Source organism: Streptococcus sp. SCPM-O-B-15304 (M98), assembly GCF_058200215.1.
Map to the genome: position 1 here is coordinate 1 of NZ_JBYQGQ010000014.1, position 22,854 is coordinate 22,854.

The following is a 22,854-nucleotide window of genomic DNA, read 5'->3' on the forward strand; positions in this document are numbered from 1 at the left end:
CTTCAGCTGTACCTGTTACTGCTGTGTCACCTGCTTTAACTTCGTTTACTTTTGGTGCATCTGGGGCTTTAGTATCTTTTTCTTCAAATATATAAGTCAACAACTGTCCACCTGGTTTAAGGGTAACTGTGTTGTTGTCTTCATTGTAGTAACGTGCTTGGCTATGGTCGATTCTCTTTAATTTATAACCTTTAGCTTCGACTGCAGCAATTTTTTTGTTTTGGGTGCTAAGGTTAACAACCTCATTTTCATCACCTGGAATCGCACTACTTGCTTCAATTTCATTACCACTCACGTCAACAAACTTCATGTGGACGATTTGTGGTGCTGTAAATTCAAATCTTTCAATCTGAACACGTTGCAAGTTGGTACCAGAACCTGTACTTCCTAAGAACGAAAGGGCAAAGGTTGGATTATTTCTAGTCAAGGCATTCTTAGCGTCAGTTGTCATGATGCTAGTGTTAGCTTTTGATAAGTTTGTTGTCCAAGTTTGTGAGCCATAGGTTACTGTAAAGTTTTTTTTGCTATCATATTCAATTTTAAAGTCTACCCATTGGCCATTTGGATTTGGATTTAATGCTTTCGCATCACCTACAGTCGTTACTTTTCCTGCAGCATTTGATGAATAAAAGGCACCAAAGGCATTTTGCTCATACTCAAACTTTCCATTTATTCGACGATAGCTATATTTTGGATCGGCTGATGCATTTTGGGCGGCATTTGGATTAGAGGTGTTATGCCATGAGTCCAGTTTGAAACCAAAGGCATTTTTGATAGTTCCCATACCAATAGACGCTCCAGATTGTCCAATAGTATCTACCTTACCTGTATGGAAGACGAAACCGACTCCATCACCACCTGGGCGGCCATCTGCATCAGTTTTGCCTTCATATTTATTACCGATATCAACTTTACCAGTGAAGGTGAAGGGTTGTCCAGAGTTGATTTTAAAACGAAGGTAAGCACTACCAACTTGACCTGAAACGTCATCTGTCAACTTAATAGTACCTGTTGATTTATCATATGTAGCAGTTCCACCTTCTTGGAAGAAACTTTCAAAGTTTTCTTTAGTAACTACCGCTCTTTGCAGGTTAGTCTCATCCACTGAACGTACTGAACCTTCAACAGCACGTCGGTTTCTGACTTTAGGAGTTGCTGAAGATTCTGTAGTTGCTTCAGCTGCTGCTTTTGTTGTTTCAGCTACTGCTTCAGTAACTTCCTTCACACTTGCCACAGCTTGAGTCAAACGTTCAACACTTTGGTTTACTTTTTCTTGGCTTGCTGAACCGTTCGCAACTAATGCTTCTGCTTCTGCAATTGCAACTGCTACTTCAGCTTTAACTGAAGCTTCTTGACCTTCCAAGCTTTTAGCTTTAGCTTGTGCCAAAACAGCTTCTAGTTGAGACTTATCAACGGAAACTGTGGTTGTTGCTACTGCTTCTTCCTTAGAATTTTCAGTAGTTGCAACTGGTTTTTCAGCTTTTTCCTCAGTCACTACTGTATCTGGAGCAGCTAGTGTTGATGGAGCTACTTCGACAGCTGGTGCTGCATAAGTGACATCCTCCTCAGCTACAACTGGCTTAATCCCTTCTGTTGTAGAACCTGCTTCTGGATTAGCTTCTACTGTATCTGCTTTGACTGACGGAGCCACCAAAGCTGCCCCAATTGCAAATACAAGCGAACAACCAAACAGGAAATGTTTTCCTTTTTTGATCATCCGCCAGTTCTTCTGTTCCGCATTTTTACGATTAAAATACATTACGTATTCTCCTTCTTATGTTTGCTATAGTGTATTTTACATACTTCTTTAGTATAACTTATTTGCTATAAAGATTCAAATTATTTGTGTTCTTTTTTAAAAAAATATCATTTTCTATAAAAAGAGAGCTTTAATAGCACTCTTAACTAATAAATTCAAGTGTTTTTAAGTAAAATTAGATTTTTTAAAAATGAAAATACCCTTTGTAAATTTTGAAAATCATTGAAAATATTGGCATTTATACATTGTTTGTATTTTATGTTTTTTAAATTTTTATTTTTTGATTATTTTGTAATAATGTACATATTTTTTATAATCAATGACCATGCTTTTATGCTAGAGAAATAGTTGCTTCTTCTATTTAACATTAAAACAGTATTTACTTCATAAAAAAGAGGCTGGGACAAAAAGTCCTAGCCTCTCAATTGTCTTTGGATTGTCGAGCAAGACGCAGTGGTTGAGTGGACTCTACTACGCTGATTTCATCAGCTTTTACAGCCCTACTCAACTGTGCGGAGGTGGGACGACGAAATCGAATTCTAACGAATTACCGATTTCTTATACGAAAACTCAAAAGAGCGCAAAAAGACTCCCCTTGTGATATAATGAAGGTGAAAAAATTGTATTAGGCTACTGGCTCGTCTCTAGTAGCCTTTTTTGTAGCACAAACTCCTGATAAGTGAGATTTTCTTTCAAAAGGATATAAGCTATTTTAAGAAGTTGATGTGCGAGTGCAATAGTTGCTTTTTGCGGTCCTCTCCTACTTTGAATTTGGTAATAACGCTCTGCTAGTGGACTTCCTTTTTGTCTTTTTGCCGCAAAAACTGCTTGACAGAGACACCTTTTTAAATAGGAATTGCCATGTCTGATTTTTGTGCTCCTCTTTTTACCGGCACTTTCATTATTTCCAGGACACAAACCAGCCCAGGAAGCGAGATGTCCAGCTGTTGGAAACTGGCTCATGTCTACCCCAATTTCCGCTATGATCACAGAGGCTGTAATAAGATCCATACCAGGAATAGAATCTAGGATTTCCACTGGTCTCTCATAGAGATTTAGATAGCCGTTTATACGCTCTTCCAAACAATCGATTTGTTTTTGATAAAAATCGTAAATCTCTAAGGACTGACCTAACATAAAACGATGATGAGCCGAAAAGTACCCATCAAGTGCCTCAAGGAGTTGGGGAACTTTTCTTTTCAAACTGGTATAAACAGATTGATGGATCATTCTTGGGGTAAGGGGCGTCTCATCAATAAGCAGCTGCAGTAAGTTTCGACCAGAAGCACCCATGATATCTTCTATGTAGGTTGTCAGCTTAATACCTCCTGATTGGAGGATTTTATGGATCCGATTGGTCTCACGATTACGGCTCTCTACATAGTGTTTCCGTTGTCGTGTTAGCTCTCTCAATTCTTGAATGGTTTCATCAGGAACGAAACTGCGAGGGAGCAGGCCGATTCGTGTTAATTGGGCAATCCAGTGAGCATCTTTCTTATCTGTTTTTTGACCTGGAATAGCTTTCATATGAGCAGGCTGTGCTAGGATGAGTTCAAAGTCATCACAGAGTTCATGCCAGACAGGTCTCCAGTAAACTCCTGTGCTTTCCATGCCGACGGCTTCTACATGAAATTGAGTGAGAAAATCATGACAGGCTTTTAATCCTTTTGTCGTTGTATCAAACTGAGTCATTTCACGCTTTGGACGAGTAGAAGTGAGCGGCCCATGTAGAATACAAACCACAACAGTAGCTTGATGGACATCAATACCTGCACAAGATTGATAGAGAACATCCATTGTGATTCCCTCCATTTATAAAGTCAGAGAGCTTGTCTACCGATAACGTTGTCGTATTTTTATACTCATGCTCAAGGCGATATTTTGGGGTACTCGTCGGTAGAGTGGATTAGTTTGTCCCGCGAAAGTGATATTCAAGAAATTATCAACCACAAAGCCCTCACTTAGATTATACTTCTAAATGAGGGCTCTTGTCTTTATTTTCATGTTTCTGTGGGTGACGGCTATGTCGTCATGGCTGTCTGTCCCAACCTCCAGTATATAAATTTATTTCACTTCAAAGCCTTCAGCCACTGCGTTCGCAAAGTTTTCTTCAACGATACTTGCACAGTGGTCACAGATGGTTGCGTTATAGCTACGTTCTGCTGTACTTGGATCGATACGACGGCAACGATCACATACTTCACCTGCAGCGCGTTCAACTGTAAAGGCCACATCTTCAAAGGCTACTGCACCTTCTGGAGCTGGTCCTTCTGCGATAGTCAATTCTGAGACGATCAAGAGTTGAGCTACATTGCTATCAACAGCTCCAAGAAGAGTTTTCACGACTTCGTTTGGATAAACTGTCAAATGAGCTTCAAGGGATTTACCAATTACTTTGGCATTACGAGCTTCTTCCAAGGCTTTTTGAGCTTGACCACGGAAGTCCATGAAGGCTGCCCATGTGTCCAAGATTTCCTCTTGGTTAGCAAATGTTTGAGCTTCTGGCAATTCTGATAATTGAACGAAGTCTTCAGCTTCAAACTCAAGATATGACCAGATTTCTTCTGCAGTGTGAGGAAGGATTGGTGTCAAGAGTTTGGTGATTTTCACCAGGATATCGTAGAAGACAGTTTGCATTTGACAGCGTTCAAGTGATTTGGCACCCTCGATGTAGACAACATCTTTGGCAAAATCAAGGTAGAAGGCAGACAAATCAACGTTGATAAAGTTAACAAGCGCCTTGTAGATGGTCAAGAATTCAAAGTTGGCATAAGCATCACGAATGGTCTTAACAAGCTGGTTAAAGCGGATGGTCATGTACTTATCAACTGAACGAAGTTCTTCGTAAGTTACTGCATCCTCAGCTGGGTTAAAATCAGAAGTGTTAGCAATCAAGAAACGAAGGGTATTACGGATCTTACGGTAAGTCTCAGAGACTTGGCTCAAGATATCCATAGAGATACGCACGTCGTTGCTTGAGTCAACACTTGTTACCCAGAGACGCAAGATTTCAGCACCAAATTGTTTCTCAACATCGCTTGGAGCAATGGTATTTCCAAGAGATTTAGACATCTTTTCACCTTTACCATCAAGAGCAAATCCTTGTGACAAGATTTGTTTGTATGGTGCCACACCATGGTTCGCCACAGATGTGATAAGTGAAGAGTTGAACCAACCACGGTATTGGTCTGAACCTTCAAGGTAGAGGTCAGCTGGGTATTTGAGTTCCGGTCGGTTAACCACGACACCATTCCATGATGAACCTGAGTCAAACCAAACGTCCATGATGTCTGTTTCTTTCTTGAACTCACCATTTGGTGAACCTGGATGTGTAAATCCTTCTGGCAAGAGGTCTTTAGCATCACGTTCCCACCAGATGATGGAACCATGCTCTTCAAAGAGTTGAGCTACATGCTCAATCGTTTCAGCTGTCATGATTGGTGTGCCGTCTTCAGCATAGAAGATCGGAAGTGGAACACCCCAAGCACGTTGACGAGAGATAACCCAGTCACCACGGTCACGAATCATGTTGTAAAGACGGACTTTACCCCATTCTGAATGGAATTTCACTTTTTCAATTTCATCCAGGATTTCTTGACGGAATTTTGAAACTGAGGCAAACCATTGTGGCACTGCACGCCAGATGATTGGTTTTTTCGTACGCCAGTCAAATGGGTATGAGTGAGAAATTTCTTCTTGAGCAAGAAGCAAATCACCAAGTTTTTCGATAACCGTTGGAACAACCTTATCATAGAATTGGCCTTCAAACTCAGCGCCAGCATTAGCCATCATGATTCCGCGTTCGTTAACTGTCACAGCAACTTCAAGACCATTAGCCACACCAACATTGTAGTCGTCCTCACCAAAACCAGGAGCTGTATGGACGATACCTGTACCTGAGTCAGTTGTAACGTGGTCACCAAGGATAACGAGTTCATCTACTGCAGTATCCCATGGGTGTTCTGTCACGATATGGTTCAATTCTGAACCACGGTAAGTTGTTAAAACTTGAACATCAGCCCAGCCAAATTTCTCAGACAAGCTGTTCAACAATTCAGCAGCAACCACAAACTTACGAGTTTCACCAGCAGGTTGAACCAAAACGTAATCAATATCTGCACCAACAGTCAAACCACGAGAAGCAGTGATAGTAAATGGAGTTGTTGTCCAGACAACGATGTAAGTATCAGTGTCTAACACACCTTTGCCATCCTTGACCTTATTGGCATAGTAAAGTGATGTTGATACCAAATCGTGGTATTCAATCTCTGCTTCAGCAAGAGCTGACTCAGATGACCATGACCAGTAAACTGGCTTGGCACCACGGTAGATATAGCCTTTGTTAGCCATCTCACCGAAGACACGAATTTGCGCTGCTTCATAGTCAGGGGTCAAAGTTACATATGGATTTTCCCAGTCACCAGAAACACCTAAACGTTTGAAGTCTTCGCGTTGTTTATCTACTTGAGAAAGAGCGTATTCACGGCAAAGTTTCAAGTATTCAACCAAATCCATCTCTTTACGTTTGACACCTTGTTTTGCCAAAACTTGCTCGATTGGTAGTCCGTGTGTATCCCAACCTGGGATGTATGGTGCGTAGAATCCTGACATAGACTTAGAACGAACAATGATATCTTTTGAAATCTTGTTCATAGCATGACCAACGTGGATATTTCCGTTAGCGTATGGAGGGCCATCATGAAGAGTGAAATGAGGTTTTCCTTCATTTAATTCTTGACGGCGTTGGTACAATTTTGCTTCTTCCCATTCTTTTTGCCAAACTGGCTCTTTGGTTGGAAGGCCTGCACGCATTGGGAAGTCAGTTTTCCCAAGATTTAAAGTTTCTTTGAGTTTCATGATATCTCCTTTTTTTATATAGACAAAATAAAAACCACGACTCGCTAAAAAGGACGAAAATCGTGGTACCACCTTTGTTCGGAAAAAGAACAAGTCTTTCTCCCTCTTTTCCCGTAACGTGGGGAACGTCAAATCCTACTAACTTCAGACTTGATAACTTGAGAGGATAATCTAATCAACAGGGATTGTAGGACTTCCACCATCGCCTACTCGCTGTAAATATGTTTGGTTAGATCTTGTTCTCAGATTTTCTTTCTTATAAAAGATCAATAGATTCTGTCAAGGGTGTTGGTTGAGAATCTTGGTTTGAAGAAACGACTCCTTCTACTACTGAGCTAGCAGTATCTGGAACTGTTTCTTTTTGTGATTCAGCCAATTCTCGATTAGCTGCTTCAATGCGAGCTTGGAGCTCTGCTACTTCCTCTGGTGAAAACTGACGAGTCATATCAATTGGTTCTTCATCATGATATCCAGTTACATCTTCACCCAAAACTTCTCCGACAACTTCTTTAAAAGCTTCGTCACTTGTTTGAAGGTAAGTTGCTGTCGGACGTAAAATTTCTTCCCAGTCAGAAGAGTCTACAATGGCCAATTGACTCTCAATCGTAGATTTCAAACGTTGATGGAAGACACGGCTCTTATTCTTTAATTCTTCTGTCTCTACTGCAACCTTCTTAGCATTATCCGTAGCTTGACGCAAGATTTCATTAGCCTTATACTTAGCTTCATCAAGCAGACGCTGGGCATCTTGTTCAGCCTGTTTAAGGATATTTTGAGAGCGTTCATTGGCAGCTTGTTTGACACGTTCTGCAGTATCTTGAGCAATCAATACAGACTGGCTCAATGACTCCTTAATCTCATCAAAATAAGACAAACGTTCCTCTAAATTTTTAATGTGTTGCTCTTTTTCATGGTTACTACGAACAAGCGTTTCATAATCACGAACAACAATATCTAGAAATTCATCAACTTCTTCAGGATTAAAACCTCTAAACTTGGTACTAAAGGTTTTATCCTTGATTTCTAACGATGTAATTGGCATATTTTTCCTCACTTACTTAATAAAAAATAGAATCAATCAATGGTTCTGGTTCTTGCTCGTTTGTCACTGATCTCTTAGGAAAATCAGTAGTAAAAGACGAAAGACATTCTTCTAATCTTTTGATATAGACTTCAGTTTCATCCTTGTAACGGACTAGTTCCTCATAGTCAAAATAAATCTTATCCAAAAATTCGTCAACTTCTTCCTTATTATAGCCTCTGAATTTAATGGAGAAAGCTTTATCAATAATTTCCTGTGGTGTAATCGACATGTTTCTTCTCACTTACTTAGTAGTAATTGGACTGTTATTTTTTTCTTATCTTTTTTGGTTTGACCATTTTCTTTGAGTAAGATAATCCGTCCAAAGCGTCTAACGCTTACTAAATCACCTAACTTAACTTGATAGTCAGATTTTTCAACCAGATGGTAATTTACCTGAACAAACTTTCTTTCTAATAAATCAGCTGTTTGAGAGCGAGACAATTTCAGAACATTTGACAAGAAAGCATCCAAGCGCATACTCGGAACCAAAACTTCCTTTTCCTGATAATCACTCTCAGCTTCTACCAATTCTTCAAAAGATACGACTTCTAGTTTAACAGGCAATCTAGCAATCTTTTGAATCCCATCTTGAAAGAGAGAAGTGAATTTTTGGTCCACAATGATTTGCGCTCTATTCTCCGTAACTAATATATCACCAAATAACTTGCGATCGATTCCCAAACGATTCAGAACGGTTCCTAAAATCTTGGAATGAGTCAATTGGTCAAACTTACTAGAATAAACAATCTCAAGCAATTCCATTTCAAAATCCGCCAAAGTCGGTATGAAATAATCTGGTGCAAGAAGCACACGACTATACTCACTAGGCACAAAATCATTGCTTGAAAAAACTTGAATCCCATGATGATTCCCCAATGTCTTTAAAATAAAGACCTGATGGGGGTTGATAAAGGGAGTTAGGATGGGAGCGTAGTGCTCTTCAACCTGCCTAAGCCACTCCAGTCCCTTATCAATGAAAGGAATATCCTCGACTGAGAAATGCTGATAAATATCTTTTCTCATGCTAGTATTAAAAGAAAACGGATCAAATAGTTACCGACTAAATGAACTAAAATGACAGCCACCCAAACTGTAAGATCAAAGACACCAACCCTTAGTGGCAAACGTCTCAAGGGTTGAAGGATCGGTTTGACTAAGCTAGTTAACAAACGACCTAGTGCTGTATCATAGGCATTGGGAAACCAAGATAATAGAGCAAAAGCTACAAGTATCCATGAATAGATAGTTGCAGCATTCTGTATAAAACGAATTAGAAAAATCATTATTTCACTCGATTTCTCTTCATATCAAAATCAAACTCTTCACCGTGAGAACCATCAGGCAAGCGAATGTCTTCAATATTAACCACAACTCCTACTGGTGTCAAAAGATACATAGTATTTGCAACCTTTCTTAATTCACCAGCTAGCACATGACGAGCTCCATCTAAGTAATCTAGACAGCGGCGCGCTTGTACTTCAGTCATATATTGGAAGTCAATTAGAATACTTTCGTTACCTGCCAACAAATCAACGATATCTGTTGCATCTTCGTAGCGACGAGGATAACGAACATCAATAGTTACCTTTTCTGTGCTACGATGGCTCTGCATCGCCAACTCTTGCTGACGAGCATGAAGGCGCGTAATATTTTTCTCTTTAGCATTCACTTGTGAAGATTGTGGTAACTGTTGAGCTCGTGGGAGTTCTTCCTTTGGAGTCGAAACTGAAGTTAAGGTTTGTTCAGACTTTAATTCAGCAACGCTTGGTGCCACCTCTTCTCCATCTTCAGTGAAATAATCTATAAACTTATCAAATTTATCTTTTAGTGACATGGTTATTTCCTATTTAAAAAATGCTGTACCGATTCGAACGAAAGTTGAACCACATTGAATCGCTTCTTTGAAGTCTCGACTCATACCCATACTTAGTTCTGTCATCGGCATATTGGGGAGATGTTTTTCTTGAATGGTTTTTTGCAATTCTTGCGTTTCTTTAAATATCTCTAGTAATTCTTGACTAGTTGCTTCAAATGGAGCCATGGTCATCAGACCTACATACTCAATCTGGTCTAATTCTGAAAGTTCAGGTAAGAGGGCTAACAATTCTTCTTTCGAAAAACCGTGCTTACTTTCTTCCTTAGAGATATTTACTTGCAAAAAGCACTTAATCTTGTGGTCCGCTCGTTTTTGAATTTCCTGAGCTAGCTTTAAGGAATCTAAAGCATGAAAATAATCCACATAAGAAATCACTTCCTTGACTTTACGTCTCTGTAAGGTTCCGATCAAATGCCAGGTAAGATTCTTATCACTCAGAGCATGATACTTGTCAAGAAATTTATCAACACGATTCTCACCAATGTGTTGCACTCCTTGCGAAACCAAAGCTGAGGCTGTTTCAACATCTACATATTTGGTCACCGCAATCACAGAAACCGAATCGTTTTCACGACCGGCTTCCTGAACTGCATTCGATATCTGTTGAAAAACAAGGTTCGTATTTTCTTTTAAATTCATCTTCATTAACGATTTTTAAAGAATGGTGGTGTTTCCAACTCATCTTCATCTGTTGCCGCTGGAACTTCAAAGCGTTCCACTGGAGAAACAACTGGTTCTCCTTGACGAACAATGGCATCGCGTCTCAAGTCCCAGTCACCAAAAGCCGATGTCTTTGGCGCTTCTTGACGGCGATAACTTGGAGTTGGAATTTCTGCTGTATCAGCCATATCAAAATTACGGTCAAAAGTTTGTGCATGGCTAGTTCGAGCAGGTTCACGATGTGCTGCTTGACGTGGTTGAGCAGTTACAACTTTCTCAACTTTATCCTGACGTACTCCTGTTGCAACAACAGTCACGCGGATTTCGTCTTTCATTGTCTCATCGATAGATGTTCCAAGCCAGATGTTAACACCATGACCAGCTGCTTGGTTCACAATTTCTGATGCTTCTTCAGCTTCAATCAAAGTCAAGTCCAAGCCACCAGTTACGTTGACAATCACATCTTCTGCTCCATCGATAGTTGTTTCAAGAAGTGGTGAGTAGATTGCTTTACGAGCAGCTTCTACAACACGTTCTTCACCGCTACCGATACCAATCCCCATAAGGGCATTTCCTTTATTGGCCATAACAGTCTTAACGTCTGCAAAGTCCAAGTTGATCAAACCAGGATTTGTAATCAAATCTGTAATCCCTTGAACACCTTGACGAAGAACGTTGTCTGCTTCACTCAATGCTTCAAGAAGTGGAGTCTTCTTGTCAACGATTTCTAGCAAGTTGTTGTTTGAGATAATCAAGAGTGTATCAACATGCTCACGAAGTTCGTTAATCCCTTCGATGGCAAATTGTCCACGTTTGCTTCCTTCAAAACCAAATGGACGAGTTACAACACCGACTGTCAAAGCACCAAGACTTTTTGCAATACGAGCGATAACTGGTGCAGCACCTGTACCAGAACCACCACCCATACCAGCAGTGATGAAGACCATGTCAGCACCGCTGATCGCTTCTGTCAATACTTCTTCGCTTTCTTCTGCAGCTTTACGACCAACTTCAGGTTGACCTCCTGCACCAAGTCCGCGAGTCAATTTAGGGCCGAGCTGGATAACTGTCTCAGCTTTTGTACTGCTCAAAGCTTGTACATCTGTGTTGGCTGCGATAAATTCAACGCCAGAAACGCCTTCGTCAACCATACGGTTGATGGCATTTCCACCACCGCCGCCGACACCGATTACTTTAATTACTGCACCTTGTGCTGCTGCTGTATCAAATGAAAATGTCATATTTATATTCCTCTATTTTATTCGTCAAACATGCTTCCAATCAAGCTACGGAAACGATCTGTTAATTTACCTTTGCTCTTTTCTTCTGATTGAAGAGGAGCTACTGGTTCAACAGATTGAGTTGTTTCAGGCTCAGGAGTTGTCACTGTATTAAAAACTGGTCGTGGAGAAACAGGTGCAACTGGTTGAGCTGAACTTCTAAAGTCAATCGGTTGGTGGCGTAAACTTTCGTCACCTCGAATTGCTCGTTGGGCCAAAATATTCACTTCAGTAAGACTACCCGCAAATTCTGACAAGCTGATGACATGGGCAAAAGCAGGATTGCGAATACCTACTTGATTTGGTACGAATAACTTAACGCGTACTCCAAATACTTCTTGGGCCAATTCAACGACACCTGGAAGAAGGGCATTCCCACCAATTAAGACAATACCTCCTGGCAAGTCTAACAGGTGACGTCTTTCCAAGTCTTGCTTAATTTGCTCAAAAATGTGCTTAAGTCTTGCTGAAATAATCTCAGCCAAGTATTCTTCAGTCACTTCAACTGGCTCAACTTCACCGATCACTTCAACTTGGAATGTTTCCTTGCTAGCTAGCGGTGGATAAGCTTCCCCATAGTTCAGTTTTAGACCTTCTGCAATTTTCTTAGAAGTCTTGAGAACTTTTGAAATGTCTTTTGTGACATAATCGCCACCCTCTTGGTTGACATTTGTATATTGAAGTTCTTGGTTGCGAATAGTGGCAACAGTCGTTTGGCCACCACCCATGTCGATAACAGTCGCACCAAACTCACGTTCACCTTCATTCAAGACAGAGTGAACCATTGCAAGAGGTGAAATAATCACGTTATCGACTTGAACGCCTACACGCTCAACAGTTTTACGAAGATTGTGGAGGATCGTACGTGGGCCAGTGTACAAGAGACCGCGCATTTCCAAACGCACACCCATCATCCCGCGAGGATCACGAATTCCTTGGAATCCATCAACGACAAATTCCTCTGGAATAAAGGTGATAACTTCACGGTCTGGAGTCATACTTTTAGTCAAGGCTGATTTGACCACATTTTCGACATCTTGATCCGTAATTTCTTTTGTATCTGATGTCACTGGAATCATGCCTTGAGTTGGCTCCACTTGTAGCAAATTAGCTGGCAAACCAACGTTTACAGACTTGATTGAAATTCCTGCTTTTTCTTCTGCTTGAGAAATTGCAGACTTAATAGCAGTCGCTGCTGCTTCGATGTCAACGATAATCCCATCTTTGACACCTTTACTTTTGGCATTGCTTACGCCAATTACATTTACTTCACCATTTACAAGCTCTGCAACCAACACTTTAATAGAGCTAGTCCCGATATCTAAGCCTGTAAAAAAACCATTTCTAGTCATTACACTGCGTCCTCTCTATCTTCCCAGTTTCACACTTCTATTTTTAATAGCTACACCAAGGCATAACTACTCACAAAATATTATAACACAAAAAAAACATTCGTGCTCGAATTTTCTAACATTTAAACAAGCTTTTTCTTGAATTTTTATAATTATTCGACGATTGCATATATGAGTAAACAAAAAAAGAAAGAGAATCTCTCTGCTCTCTCTTTCTGTATACATTTTGGCCTCCAGTAAGGCTATTTTTTAAGGTCTTGTTTGTAAAATTCTTTCAAGGCATCTCGCCAAGTTGGGATGACAAACCCAGTAGCTTTGGCTTTTGCAAGGCTCATTGTTGAGTTTAGTGGACGTTTAGCTTTGGCAGGAAATTGGCTTGAGTCCACTGGCTTGACTTCGACATCTGTATCCTTCAAAATTTCAACTGCAAAGTCATACCAAGTTGTGTCTTCCGTCGCATCATTTGACAAATGATAATAACCAAATTCCTTGCGATTTTCAGCTAGGAAAGTCATGAACTCGGCCAAGGTACGCGTCCAGGTTGGTCGACCATGTTGATCATTTACAACTGTCAAGGTTTTATGAGTTTTAGCAAGATTTTGCATCGTGAAGACGAAGTTTTTGCCGTAATTTTCAGATTATCTTTTTTCACCACCCAATCAAACTCAAACATGTACACTATGATACTCTTTTACATTTGATTTTTTGTTACCAACTAGTTTCAGATATAACTAGATCTACATATCGTATCGTTTCAACTTATTTCTCTATGTTCATAATTAAAGTAGCATACTTTATTCTTTTCTTCTAAATTGAACTCATCACTTGAAACAACAATTGAATAGTCACCCAACTGCTTTACTTTTTTAATAAATTAATATCCCAATAATGGAGCAAATCAAAAATTTTAGTAATCGTACTTTAGCATACCATATTTCTCATTTTTAATTTCTTTATAATTGATTTACTATCCACTCTGCACTCTTCATTGCAGCATTTCCGTCATCAAATTGTCTATTCTTTAACTTATAGTCATTGACACATTTATAATAATCAATTTTTGAAAATCTAGAAATTTGTTCAACTAATTCAAGATTTGTATAACATTTAATAAATGGAAGATTATTAAAATCCTGATTTAGAGGTCTTAATTTTGTATACTCTTCATAATCTGGCATATACAAAAATATGACTCTATTTAACAGCATGAAATCGGTCGGTGCTGATGAATAGTCTGAAATCATAATATCAGCTGCAAACATCAAATCCTGAGGATCCGGATAGTCTGTCACATTAATCAATCTTTCATCATCATTTTTAAAAAATGTATTATCAACATTTGGATGAAAACGAATCAACACTCTAACTTTTTTATTATAGAATTTTTGAAACGAATTGATTACCTTATCATAATCAAGATTATACGCTTTTGTTGATCCATCATCCCTAAAAGTAGGCATATATAAAACAACTAGTTCATCTAAAGAGATACTATATCTATCTCTAACGATTTGGTTTAAGTGGGTTATTTTCTCACTATGAAAGAAATCATCATTTCTTGGTAAACCATATTCCAAAACATCAACATTATCATTTAGCCAAAATGATTTTTTAAACTGTTCTGTTTGCAATTGGCAACTAGAAATGATTCCATCAGATATCTTACCATCGTATTTTGCCATTATGAGATAGGATTTTGAAAGTGTTGATTCTACGTCCTGCTCAACTAGTTTCACTCCATAAGAACCATGCCAAGTCTGTAAGTAGATTTGCTTTTTTCTTTTCCAAGGACGATCAGAATTTCTGATATTATCAACCCAAACTTTAGCTGTACTACACTCCAAAAAAGCTCTCCAACTTCCATATCGTACCTTTCTAATCCCATCAGGTACAGAAGTACTCATATCCTTTGTTAACCAAACTATATCAAGATTCTTATCCTGCTTTAATAGTTCATCAGCAATATACTTTGGATTGTCCCCATATCCTCGACCACCAAAGTTGTCAAATACCAGCTTTCTTTTATTTAGAGGTAACCAACTAAATGGGTAAAACATTAATCTTTTTAAAAATAATTTATAATATCTTTTCATATCCAATCTTTCGTTTGATTTTTTCCCTCAATAACTTAAAATGTAAGTTTCTTGACATTAAAATATAGCAGCAACAAAAAACAACATATACTATTCCACCCAAAACAATTAGGAAAATAAGACTCATTATATTGTATGGTAAATGAGTTTTGACTACCATAATAACCAGGTACATAACTAGACCGAATAGGTAGAATATCAAACCGTTTTTCAAATATCTTTTTAAATCTAAATCTCTTCTCACTGACCAAAATTGCATTCCAGACAATACAAATTCTGCCAACACTGTACTTACTGTAGCTCCCATTGCTCCAAAAGGTTTTATAAAAAAACAGTTTAGCACTAGATTTACAACGGCTCCTGCAATTAGAGATGCCACATAATCTTTATCCTTAGCTCTAGGAATCAAATACTGAGTTCTAATAATATTTCCTAAAACAGAAAAAACAACAGCTGGAGACATAGCCGCAATTAATCTACCTGATTCAAGAAATTCTTCTCCCCAAAATATAATAGAAAAAATATCAGAAACCGATATTAGTCCAAACATCAATACACTAGAAATAATCATCACGTATAAAATTGTTACTTCTATGTAGTATTTACTCTTTTCTTCTTGTCCTTCTGCTAGTAAATAGGAAGTTCTCGGCAACATCACAGCCCCTAAGGCCGCAATCAAAGCTTTAGGAATTTCAATAATTCTACCTGCATTGTCATAAAATCCAACCTGCCTTACATCAACCATTAAACCAAGCATATATTTATCCATATTAGTAAAAATACTAATGGCTAGTACAGGAATAAAAAGAATTAAAATTGGTTTAATATGAGGTAATAATTCCTTCAATTGAATCTTTTTCCAAGACAATATTCCTTTTAATTTTCCCCATAGTAAAAGTTGACCAACTAAAGTCACTGACCCATTTATAAATGTATACTTCCATAAATCTGTACTTTGACGTACACATAAAAAAATTAAAAATAATCCTAAAAGTTTAACTAATGTGTTCCTAAAAACGATTTGTTTAAAATTTTCTAATCCATAGAAAAACCAAGTAATATCAACAGCATTTGACAACAATAAAAAGAGTTGTAATATTGCAATAACCTTGTAATGTACTGCCCCAAAATATAGATAAGCAATATAAGCTATAGTGACCAGAATAGACATTATTAACTGGATAGAATAGATACTCCAAAATGTTTTTGATAGAGTATCTTCTCCTTCTCGTTTAACAGTCGCAATTGTTCTATTTCCGTAATTTGCAATTCCCAGAAGCATGAACATCATAAAGTAAAGTGCAACTGACATCGTAAAAGAATGAATACCTAGATTTTCAGCACCTAATACTCGTGATAAATAGGGAGAAGTTATTAAAGGAACAGCAATACCAATCAACTGATATCCCATATTATAAGCTAAATTTTTACTAATCTTATTACTCATTTGTCTCAACTTTCGAAGATATTATAAACTTATAAAAGGTATCCACACCACTAGAATAATCAAGGTGATGGTTTAATTTATGAAACACTGATATATTTTTTATTTGTTCCCATCGTTTTTCCGAAAATTGATTATTTAACTCAAAGTGAAGTGTGTGAGGAGAATGATTATTAAAGGTAGGGACAGCTGCCCATTCTGCTGGATAATGTTCCGTAGCAATTGTAAAGAATATGTGAAATAAAAAATAATTACATAAACTATTATTTCTCTTCCAATATTCCCAGAGAAGTTTTCTCGTATACAGTAATATAGGATGATCACTATAAGCTGAAATTAACCAACTTGACGCAACAATGGCTTGGGAATCCTTCCGTGATAAATCTAACGATTTATATACAAAAAGGGGTAATTCAAGATTTGTAAAATCTCCTCCAGTATTCAACACAGTTGCATCCACCCATAATCCACCATGGCGGCATAGGAGCTCTATCCGAAGGATATCAGAGTAATGCGCACGAGAAATCCATCCTTTTTTGTATTTCTCAATAATATAGTCTGGAATCTCCGTATAATCACTTATATTTTCTTCTGTCAATACAATGATTTCTCTTCCTTGAAGTTGAGTCCTCATTGATTGAATACATGTTTTAATTAACTCTGGAGCATACTCTTCTCCCTGAAACCAACAAATCCAAACTTTATTTGAAAATTCCATTTGAGATTTAAGCTCATTTTCAGTCAACGAAATATAGCTAAACTGTTGCTTTAGCTTTCTGTATGCTGTATCTGTGTCTTGTTGAAAAGCTATATTTTGATTATTTATAATATATAGTGGAATGATTCTATGAATTTTATTCTTCAATTTACTATAAAAAGAATGATTTTTTATAGAATCTAAAATTTTTTCTATCATTATGTTTCCTATACTCTACATTACTTTTGATTTCACATAAGCTGCTAAACGAATATCTATAAATCCTAAAATATTCTGCACAATTAGTCTCGCATCATTGTTTTGTGTATACTTAGCAAACTTTCTAAACTGTCTCTGTAAATACTTTGCAAAAGTAGGATTCAAAACATTTCTGTGATTGGTAGTCGTTGTAACGATCCAATTACAATACTGTTGACACGCTTTTTCGTGCAAAAAGGAATGCCCCTTATCTGAATAAAACTCAATACGTGAAGTATGCATCTCATCCTTCATTTTTATTTTCTCTAAAGTCATATTACTTTGGACTATACTTCCTTCTCGTTGAACATATAAATATAATGGTTCCTCAACAATTGATACCTTTTGGCATTCCCAAAAAAGAGGATAATTTAGAAATTCATCTTCATATAACTTGCCTATTTTAAATTGAAACTTTTCAAATAAAGTTGAACGATAAAGCTTATTCCACGCAACCACATAGCGATAGCCATCTGCTGTTAATACTTTTTCTAATATTTGTTTACCGGACAAGCATTCTTCTCCAGAATCCAATAGCTCATCTTTTATTTTTTCCCCTTTTTCATCAACTAACGAAAAAGAACAAATCGATACCTCGGAATCATTATTCTTTATAGAAGAATATAACTTCCAGACATAGTCCTTAGATATGTAATCATCGCTATCAATAAATGCTACATATCGCCCTTCCATTTGCTTAATCCCAAAATTCCGAGCATCTGATAAACCTCCATTTGCTTTATGAAATACTCTTATTCTAGGATCAACTTTACTAAATGAATCACAAATTTGCCCACTACTATCTGTACTTCCGTCATCAACCAATAAAATCTCGATATTTTTATAAGTCTGATTTAAAATACTTTCAATTGATTTTTTTAAATAATTTTCCACGTTATAGACTGGAACAACAATGCTTACCAAATCTTCCATAACTTATTTATCCTTCATTTTTAAATTTTCTTCTCTTCCACCACTCTTTAAATAAGTAAAAAGAATAGATCAACACTGGAATTTTTAATTTTAGCAAATAAAAAACAATCATCTCATTTATATTTTTAGGCATCTTTTCTTTGCTTACTTTTTCATCTAAAAATAATCTATACCTTTTTAATTGTTGAGTAATTTGGTCTAGTTTTTCTTTTGGTGAATACGGAGAATCAAATTTAAATAAATTATTTACATACAAGCTAGCAAGGTAAAATCTAAAATCCATATGTTGCTTATAGTAGTTCTCCTCAATTTTAGGATAAACTTCCAACAGTTGATTCCATATCTGGTTCTGAATTATCAGGGAATTTTCAATGTTCTGCACATAGCGCTTAGATAACGACTGCGGATTTACATTTTGAATATTATAATACACCCCATCAACAACTCCAATACTTTTAGAAACCATTAAGTATTGATACACAAATGACATATCTTCACCGAGTGACATCTCAGTCGAAAAAGTAATATTATTTTCTTCAATTACTTTACGAAGAAACAGTTTAGCACAAACACTTCTCGGAAAGATATCAACAAAATGAGCACCTATTTCTTCTCTTGTACGTGCAATAAATGAAGTTGACTTGTTCTCGTTTCCACCGTATTGAGTTGTAGCAGGTTCTTTATGCCAACAAGATAAGAGATCAATTTTATTATTTTTTGCAAATTGACACATTTTATTAAGCATACCTTCATCTAAAACATCATCTGAATCTAGAAAAAAAACATACTCTCCACTAGCATGAGATAACCCCTTATTTCTAGCAGCAGATACCCCTTTATTAAGCTGATGAAAAATCTTAACCTTTGAATTACTATCGTACTGGTTCAAAATTTCTGCTGTAGAATCGTTAGACCCATCATTCACTAAAATCACTTCAAGAGATTCTAAATTTTGCTTTAGGGCACTATCAACACAATTTTTAATAGTTTTTTCGGCATTGTATACTGGTATCACCACTGATATTTCAATTTTCATCTAAATCTCCTCTGATTAATTTAGTAGACTTATAAGCAACATTACCTAACCCAAGAAAGAAAAACACAATATAGGTAGACCTCGTAAACGTACTATTCCACACAACAATGCTCACCATCACTACAAAAGCTATTATGGATACAATTAATCTTTCACATTGCATCTCTTTATCTCTAGTAAAAGTTCCTCTTATAAATAATGATAACAAGAATAAATAAAGAAGGACTACAGAAATAAAACCACCATCTGCAAGCATTTTACCCAGTTCATAGATATAATTAACAGAGTATGACCCCAAACCTTTTCCAAATATGGCACTAACATAATCATGATAGAACAAGTTATCCCATAAGAAGGAAATAGTATTGGTTCGTCCTGCAAATTCCGTTCTGTTTTCATAGGATAATGCCTTTGTAACATTAAAAAAGGTATACAAATTATCAGGTAAAACCATTTCAATAATTTTGTAGGCAACCAAAAAAAGAAGAGATATTCCTGCAGTTGCACTAATTATACGTAACTTTTTAACTTTTTTTGACTTTTGAAATATGAAAATTAGGAAAATAGAGAATATGAGAATAACGAAAAAAATCTTTATTTCTGCCAATGCACATATTATACAGGAAATAGCAATCAAAAATAGCGACTTCATAGCGTCCCATTTGCCATATAAATAATACACAATAGACAAAACACATAGAGCTAAACAATAGAATCCTTGAATTCCGTTTGCATAATTAGTAAAACCAAAAATACCATTGGTAAAATCTGGATGTAAATGTAATCCTAAATGCTGGTATAAAACTAACAATAAATTAAATATCTGTAAAACGTAAGCAGTATCAATTAAAGATGAAAAAGTTCTGTCATCTAAATAACTGTTCGTCATGTAATAAACTAGAAATGCTCCTAGTATATATCTGATTCTTGCAACGAATTCATATACATTGAGATTTCCCCAACTAAAACTAATTAATAAAAATAGTATTAAGAAAATAAAAAAGACTATGCTGACATGAGGATTTTTTATTTTAATCTTGCCCAAAGAATAGGAATCAAATACAACAAATAAAGCCGATACTAGTAGCAATACATCTGGTATCGTAAGCAATAGCGATGAAGAAAAATAGGAATATACTAACTCACTACATAACGAATATATGAATAGCAACTTGATACAAATATTTATAAACTTATTCGTCCTTAACATTACTTGTCCCCATTAAATCGTCAATCATATCTATAAAGTTCTCCATAAATAGGTTATTATTAGTTTTCAAAGATTTACCTTGTTGTTCATTTATTTTAGAAATACCTGACATAAGATTGCTTATATTTGTAATGACTGTTAAATTATAGATATTTAATACTTTCTCAACAAATTCCATCTGATGGTCATTCACATGCTCTCCAAATTTTTTTTGTCTTGGAACAACTATAGGAACTTTACCTTTAGCAATAACCCCCATAAACGTTGCTGGTCCCCCATGAGTAATAATAATATCCGATTCCTCAATCATTTGATTCATTTTTTCATAAGAAATTATCTTTTCCCACTCACAGTATTTCGGAATATAATTGGAATATCCTGTCTGAATAAAGACCTCATCTTGAATAAGATTTTCTTTTTTTAGACGATCAACTTCTTTGATCAAGCGATCAAATTGTTGTTCGTGTGTACCTACAGTCACAAAAATCATTAGAATATTCCTCCTAGGTTAATTGCTTTTGGGTATACTTTTTTCATTTCCTCCCATTGGACAATGAACCTGTCAGTGACTGGATAAACAAGTTTCCCAGTCACTGTCGGAGCATCGATTCTATCAAACACCTCTATATAAACTGTCTTTGATCCAAAAAGCTTTCCAATGTAAAAGAAAGGAACAGCGACAGCAGCACCAGAGGAAATAATTACGTCTGGTCTCTCTTTCTTTAATATCTTATAGGCAAGAAAAGTATTTCTCACTAAATTTTTGATATTACGGTTGGTTGGATAATAACAGGGATATAAAACTTCCTCAGAGAGTAAACTCCTAGCGTCCTCCTTATCAAAAGTAACCCAAAATCTTTCTTTATCTTTCCAAAAAGGTTTCAACAAATATAAATGAGCTAAATGACCTCCACTAGATCCAACTAGACATACTTTCATTCCTTACTTCGCTCCATCTCTCATCAACACAACTTTTACAGTTTTTAGCAATATTTCAAAATCTTTCCAGATGGTCCAATCATCGATATAAGCCACATCCAACTTAACAACCTCATCGAAGTTTGTAATTTCACTTCGACCACTAATTTGCCACAAACCTGTAATACCAGGTTTGAAGCTGAGACGACGTTTTTGCTCAGGTGTGTACTTTTCGTACTCATCTACAGTTGGTGGACGTGTGCCAACTAAACTCATATCTCCGATCAGAACATTCCAAAATTGTGGCAATTCATCCAAGCTAGTTTTTCGGATAAATTGTCCGATCTTAGTCACTCGAGGATCGTTATCGATCTTAAACATACCACCTTGCATGGTATTTTGATCCATCAACTGTTCCTTGATTGCTTCAGCATCGACTCGCATCGAGCGGAATTTATAAAAGGTAAAGTGACGACCATTTTTTCCGACACGAGTTTGTGAAAAAATTGCAGGTCCGCCATCTTTACGAATCAATGGAACTAAAAATAGACTAGCAATGCCACAAAGGATCAACCCAACAATAGCTCCACAAATATCAAGGATGCGTTTGGCAATCACATGACTAGGCTTGTAAAAATTTGTAGAAAATGTCACTACGTTCAAACCCGCCATCTCATGAATTTGTTTATCACGACCTAAGTTTTTGTCGAAAGCATTGAGATTGACTGTGACAGCGATTCCCATGGTTTCAAACTGAGAAATAATGGCTCCAATGTCGTAGTCTTCACTTGGAAGATTGACAAAGACTTCATCCACTACCTCGTGCGTTGCATAAGAGATCAACTGTTCCCTCGGAACAACCGTCACCTTTTCATGAGTAAAGTCTGACATGTCTAAAACACTGACTGCAACCAGTTTCCCTTGAACATCGTTAGCGGTTAACAAACGGTCCAACACTTTTTCAGTACGTGATGTCGCTGTGATCAACAAAATATTACGACTGCTCTTCAAATTATGGTTAAAGGTTTTCCAATAACGCTTCAAAAAGAAACAGAGGAGATAATTCAAAACACCATACAAAGAAAGTAAATAGAGCATCCCTCGTCTAGAAATCACAAATTTTTCTTTTAAGAAGAAACTTGAAAAACTAATCAACAAGGCATAAAAGAGGATGTATTTAATCGTTTCTACTAGCTCAACATACTGGCCTCGTTTGAAAAAATCTTTACCATAATCACTAATGTAGAAGGCTGCAAAGTGAAGAAAAAATAAGACGAATACTGTATTTGGAACAATATCAGTTTCTGAAATTGCAATCAGTATATAAGCTAATACACTAACAAGTATACTCTGTAAGAATGCCAGAGTTACATTGTAGAAAACCCTTCCTTCCATAC

At 36.8% G+C, this 22,854-nt stretch carries 20 protein-coding genes and 2 pseudogenes; all 22 read right to left on the reverse strand.

Annotated elements, in window-relative coordinates; genetic code table 11:
* A partial coding sequence (locus tag AC3E7H_RS08290) for a lectin-like domain-containing protein (RefSeq protein ID WP_490676371.1) occupies positions 1-1,759 on the reverse strand: 1,759 nt, incomplete at its 3' end.
* A gap of 630 nt (positions 1,760-2,389) precedes the next feature.
* Positions 2,390-3,556 carry an IS110 family RNA-guided transposase gene (locus AC3E7H_RS08295; protein WP_490676372.1) on the reverse strand — a complete coding sequence of 389 codons (1,167 nt, stop codon included), beginning with the start codon at positions 3,554-3,556 and terminating at the stop codon, positions 2,390-2,392.
* 267 nt (positions 3,557-3,823) lie between these two features.
* Entirely contained in the window at positions 3,824-6,616 is a 2,793-nt protein-coding gene (gene ileS / locus AC3E7H_RS08300; protein WP_490676373.1) for an isoleucine--tRNA ligase, read from the reverse strand.
* Positions 6,617-6,872: 256 nt separating this feature from the next.
* Entirely contained in the window at positions 6,873-7,658 is a 786-nt protein-coding gene (locus AC3E7H_RS08305; RefSeq protein WP_490676374.1) for a DivIVA domain-containing protein, read from the reverse strand.
* Between the two features lie 16 nt (positions 7,659-7,674).
* On the reverse strand, positions 7,675-7,929 hold the full coding sequence (locus AC3E7H_RS08310) for a DivIVA domain-containing protein (RefSeq protein ID WP_490676375.1): 255 nt from the start codon (positions 7,927-7,929) through the stop codon (positions 7,675-7,677).
* A gap of 8 nt (positions 7,930-7,937) precedes the next feature.
* Positions 7,938-8,723 carry a YlmH family RNA-binding protein gene (locus AC3E7H_RS08315; RefSeq protein ID WP_485766245.1) on the reverse strand — a complete coding sequence of 262 codons (786 nt, stop codon included), beginning with the start codon at positions 8,721-8,723 and terminating at the stop codon, positions 7,938-7,940.
* On the reverse strand, positions 8,720-8,983 hold the full coding sequence (locus AC3E7H_RS08320; RefSeq protein WP_490676376.1) for a YggT family protein: 264 nt from the start codon (positions 8,981-8,983) through the stop codon (positions 8,720-8,722). Before AC3E7H_RS08320 ends, AC3E7H_RS08315 begins: the two co-directional genes overlap by 4 nt.
* Positions 8,983-9,534, reverse strand: coding sequence for a cell division protein SepF (locus AC3E7H_RS08325; RefSeq protein ID WP_490676377.1), 552 nt, complete (start codon positions 9,532-9,534; stop codon positions 8,983-8,985). The genes AC3E7H_RS08320 and AC3E7H_RS08325 overlap by 1 nt, the downstream gene beginning before the upstream one ends.
* 9 nt (positions 9,535-9,543) lie before the next feature.
* Positions 9,544-10,215, reverse strand: a complete 672-nt coding sequence (locus tag AC3E7H_RS08330; protein WP_075227282.1) for a YggS family pyridoxal phosphate-dependent enzyme — start codon at positions 10,213-10,215, stop codon at positions 9,544-9,546.
* A 5-nt stretch (positions 10,216-10,220) separates the two neighbouring features.
* Positions 10,221-11,477 (reverse strand): cell division protein FtsZ, encoded by a 1,257-nt coding sequence (ftsZ, locus tag AC3E7H_RS08335; RefSeq protein ID WP_414260794.1) that lies wholly within the window; start codon positions 11,475-11,477, stop codon positions 10,221-10,223.
* Between the two features lie 17 nt (positions 11,478-11,494).
* The gene (ftsA, locus tag AC3E7H_RS08340) at positions 11,495-12,868 is read right to left on the reverse strand and encodes a cell division protein FtsA (RefSeq protein ID WP_490676378.1); all 1,374 of its coding nucleotides are present in this window, start codon (positions 12,866-12,868) and stop codon (positions 11,495-11,497) included.
* 242 nt (positions 12,869-13,110) lie between these two features.
* A pseudogene (locus tag AC3E7H_RS08345) lies at positions 13,111-13,500 on the reverse strand (sugar nucleotide-binding protein); the annotation flags it as partial.
* 48 nt (positions 13,501-13,548) lie between these two features.
* Positions 13,549-13,783 (reverse strand): annotated as a pseudogene (locus AC3E7H_RS08350) (adenylyltransferase/cytidyltransferase family protein); the annotation flags it as partial.
* 38 nt (positions 13,784-13,821) lie between these two features.
* Entirely contained in the window at positions 13,822-14,961 is a 1,140-nt protein-coding gene (locus AC3E7H_RS08355) for a CDP-glycerol glycerophosphotransferase family protein (protein ID WP_070460293.1), read from the reverse strand.
* The gene (locus tag AC3E7H_RS08360; RefSeq protein WP_070460296.1) at positions 14,945-16,408 is read right to left on the reverse strand and encodes a flippase; all 1,464 of its coding nucleotides are present in this window, start codon (positions 16,406-16,408) and stop codon (positions 14,945-14,947) included. The genes AC3E7H_RS08355 and AC3E7H_RS08360 overlap by 17 nt, the downstream gene beginning before the upstream one ends.
* Positions 16,401-17,321: a capsular polysaccharide synthesis protein gene (locus tag AC3E7H_RS08365; RefSeq protein WP_070460298.1), complete on the reverse strand. Its 921-nt coding sequence runs from the start codon at positions 17,319-17,321 to the stop codon at positions 16,401-16,403. Before AC3E7H_RS08365 ends, AC3E7H_RS08360 begins: the two co-directional genes overlap by 8 nt.
* Before the next feature lie 15 nt (positions 17,322-17,336).
* The gene (locus AC3E7H_RS08370) at positions 17,337-18,293 is read right to left on the reverse strand and encodes a glycosyltransferase family 2 protein (protein WP_070460300.1); all 957 of its coding nucleotides are present in this window, start codon (positions 18,291-18,293) and stop codon (positions 17,337-17,339) included.
* Between the two features lie 7 nt (positions 18,294-18,300).
* A complete protein-coding gene (locus AC3E7H_RS08375) occupies positions 18,301-19,329 on the reverse strand; it encodes a glycosyltransferase family 2 protein (protein WP_070460302.1) in 1,029 nt (342 codons plus the stop codon).
* On the reverse strand, positions 19,319-20,218 hold the full coding sequence (locus tag AC3E7H_RS08380; RefSeq protein WP_490676379.1) for a beta-carotene 15,15'-monooxygenase: 900 nt from the start codon (positions 20,216-20,218) through the stop codon (positions 19,319-19,321). The genes AC3E7H_RS08375 and AC3E7H_RS08380 overlap by 11 nt, the downstream gene beginning before the upstream one ends.
* 304 nt (positions 20,219-20,522) lie before the next feature.
* On the reverse strand, positions 20,523-21,029 hold the full coding sequence (locus AC3E7H_RS08385) for a glycosyltransferase (RefSeq protein WP_070460306.1): 507 nt from the start codon (positions 21,027-21,029) through the stop codon (positions 20,523-20,525).
* Complete coding sequence (pssD, locus tag AC3E7H_RS08390) at positions 21,029-21,478, reverse strand: PssD/Cps14F family polysaccharide biosynthesis glycosyltransferase (protein WP_070460308.1); 450 nt, start codon at positions 21,476-21,478, stop codon at positions 21,029-21,031. Before pssD ends, AC3E7H_RS08385 begins: the two co-directional genes overlap by 1 nt.
* A gap of 3 nt (positions 21,479-21,481) precedes the next feature.
* Entirely contained in the window at positions 21,482-22,852 is a 1,371-nt protein-coding gene (locus tag AC3E7H_RS08395; protein ID WP_490676380.1) for a sugar transferase, read from the reverse strand.
* Positions 22,853-22,854 lie beyond the last annotated feature (2 nt).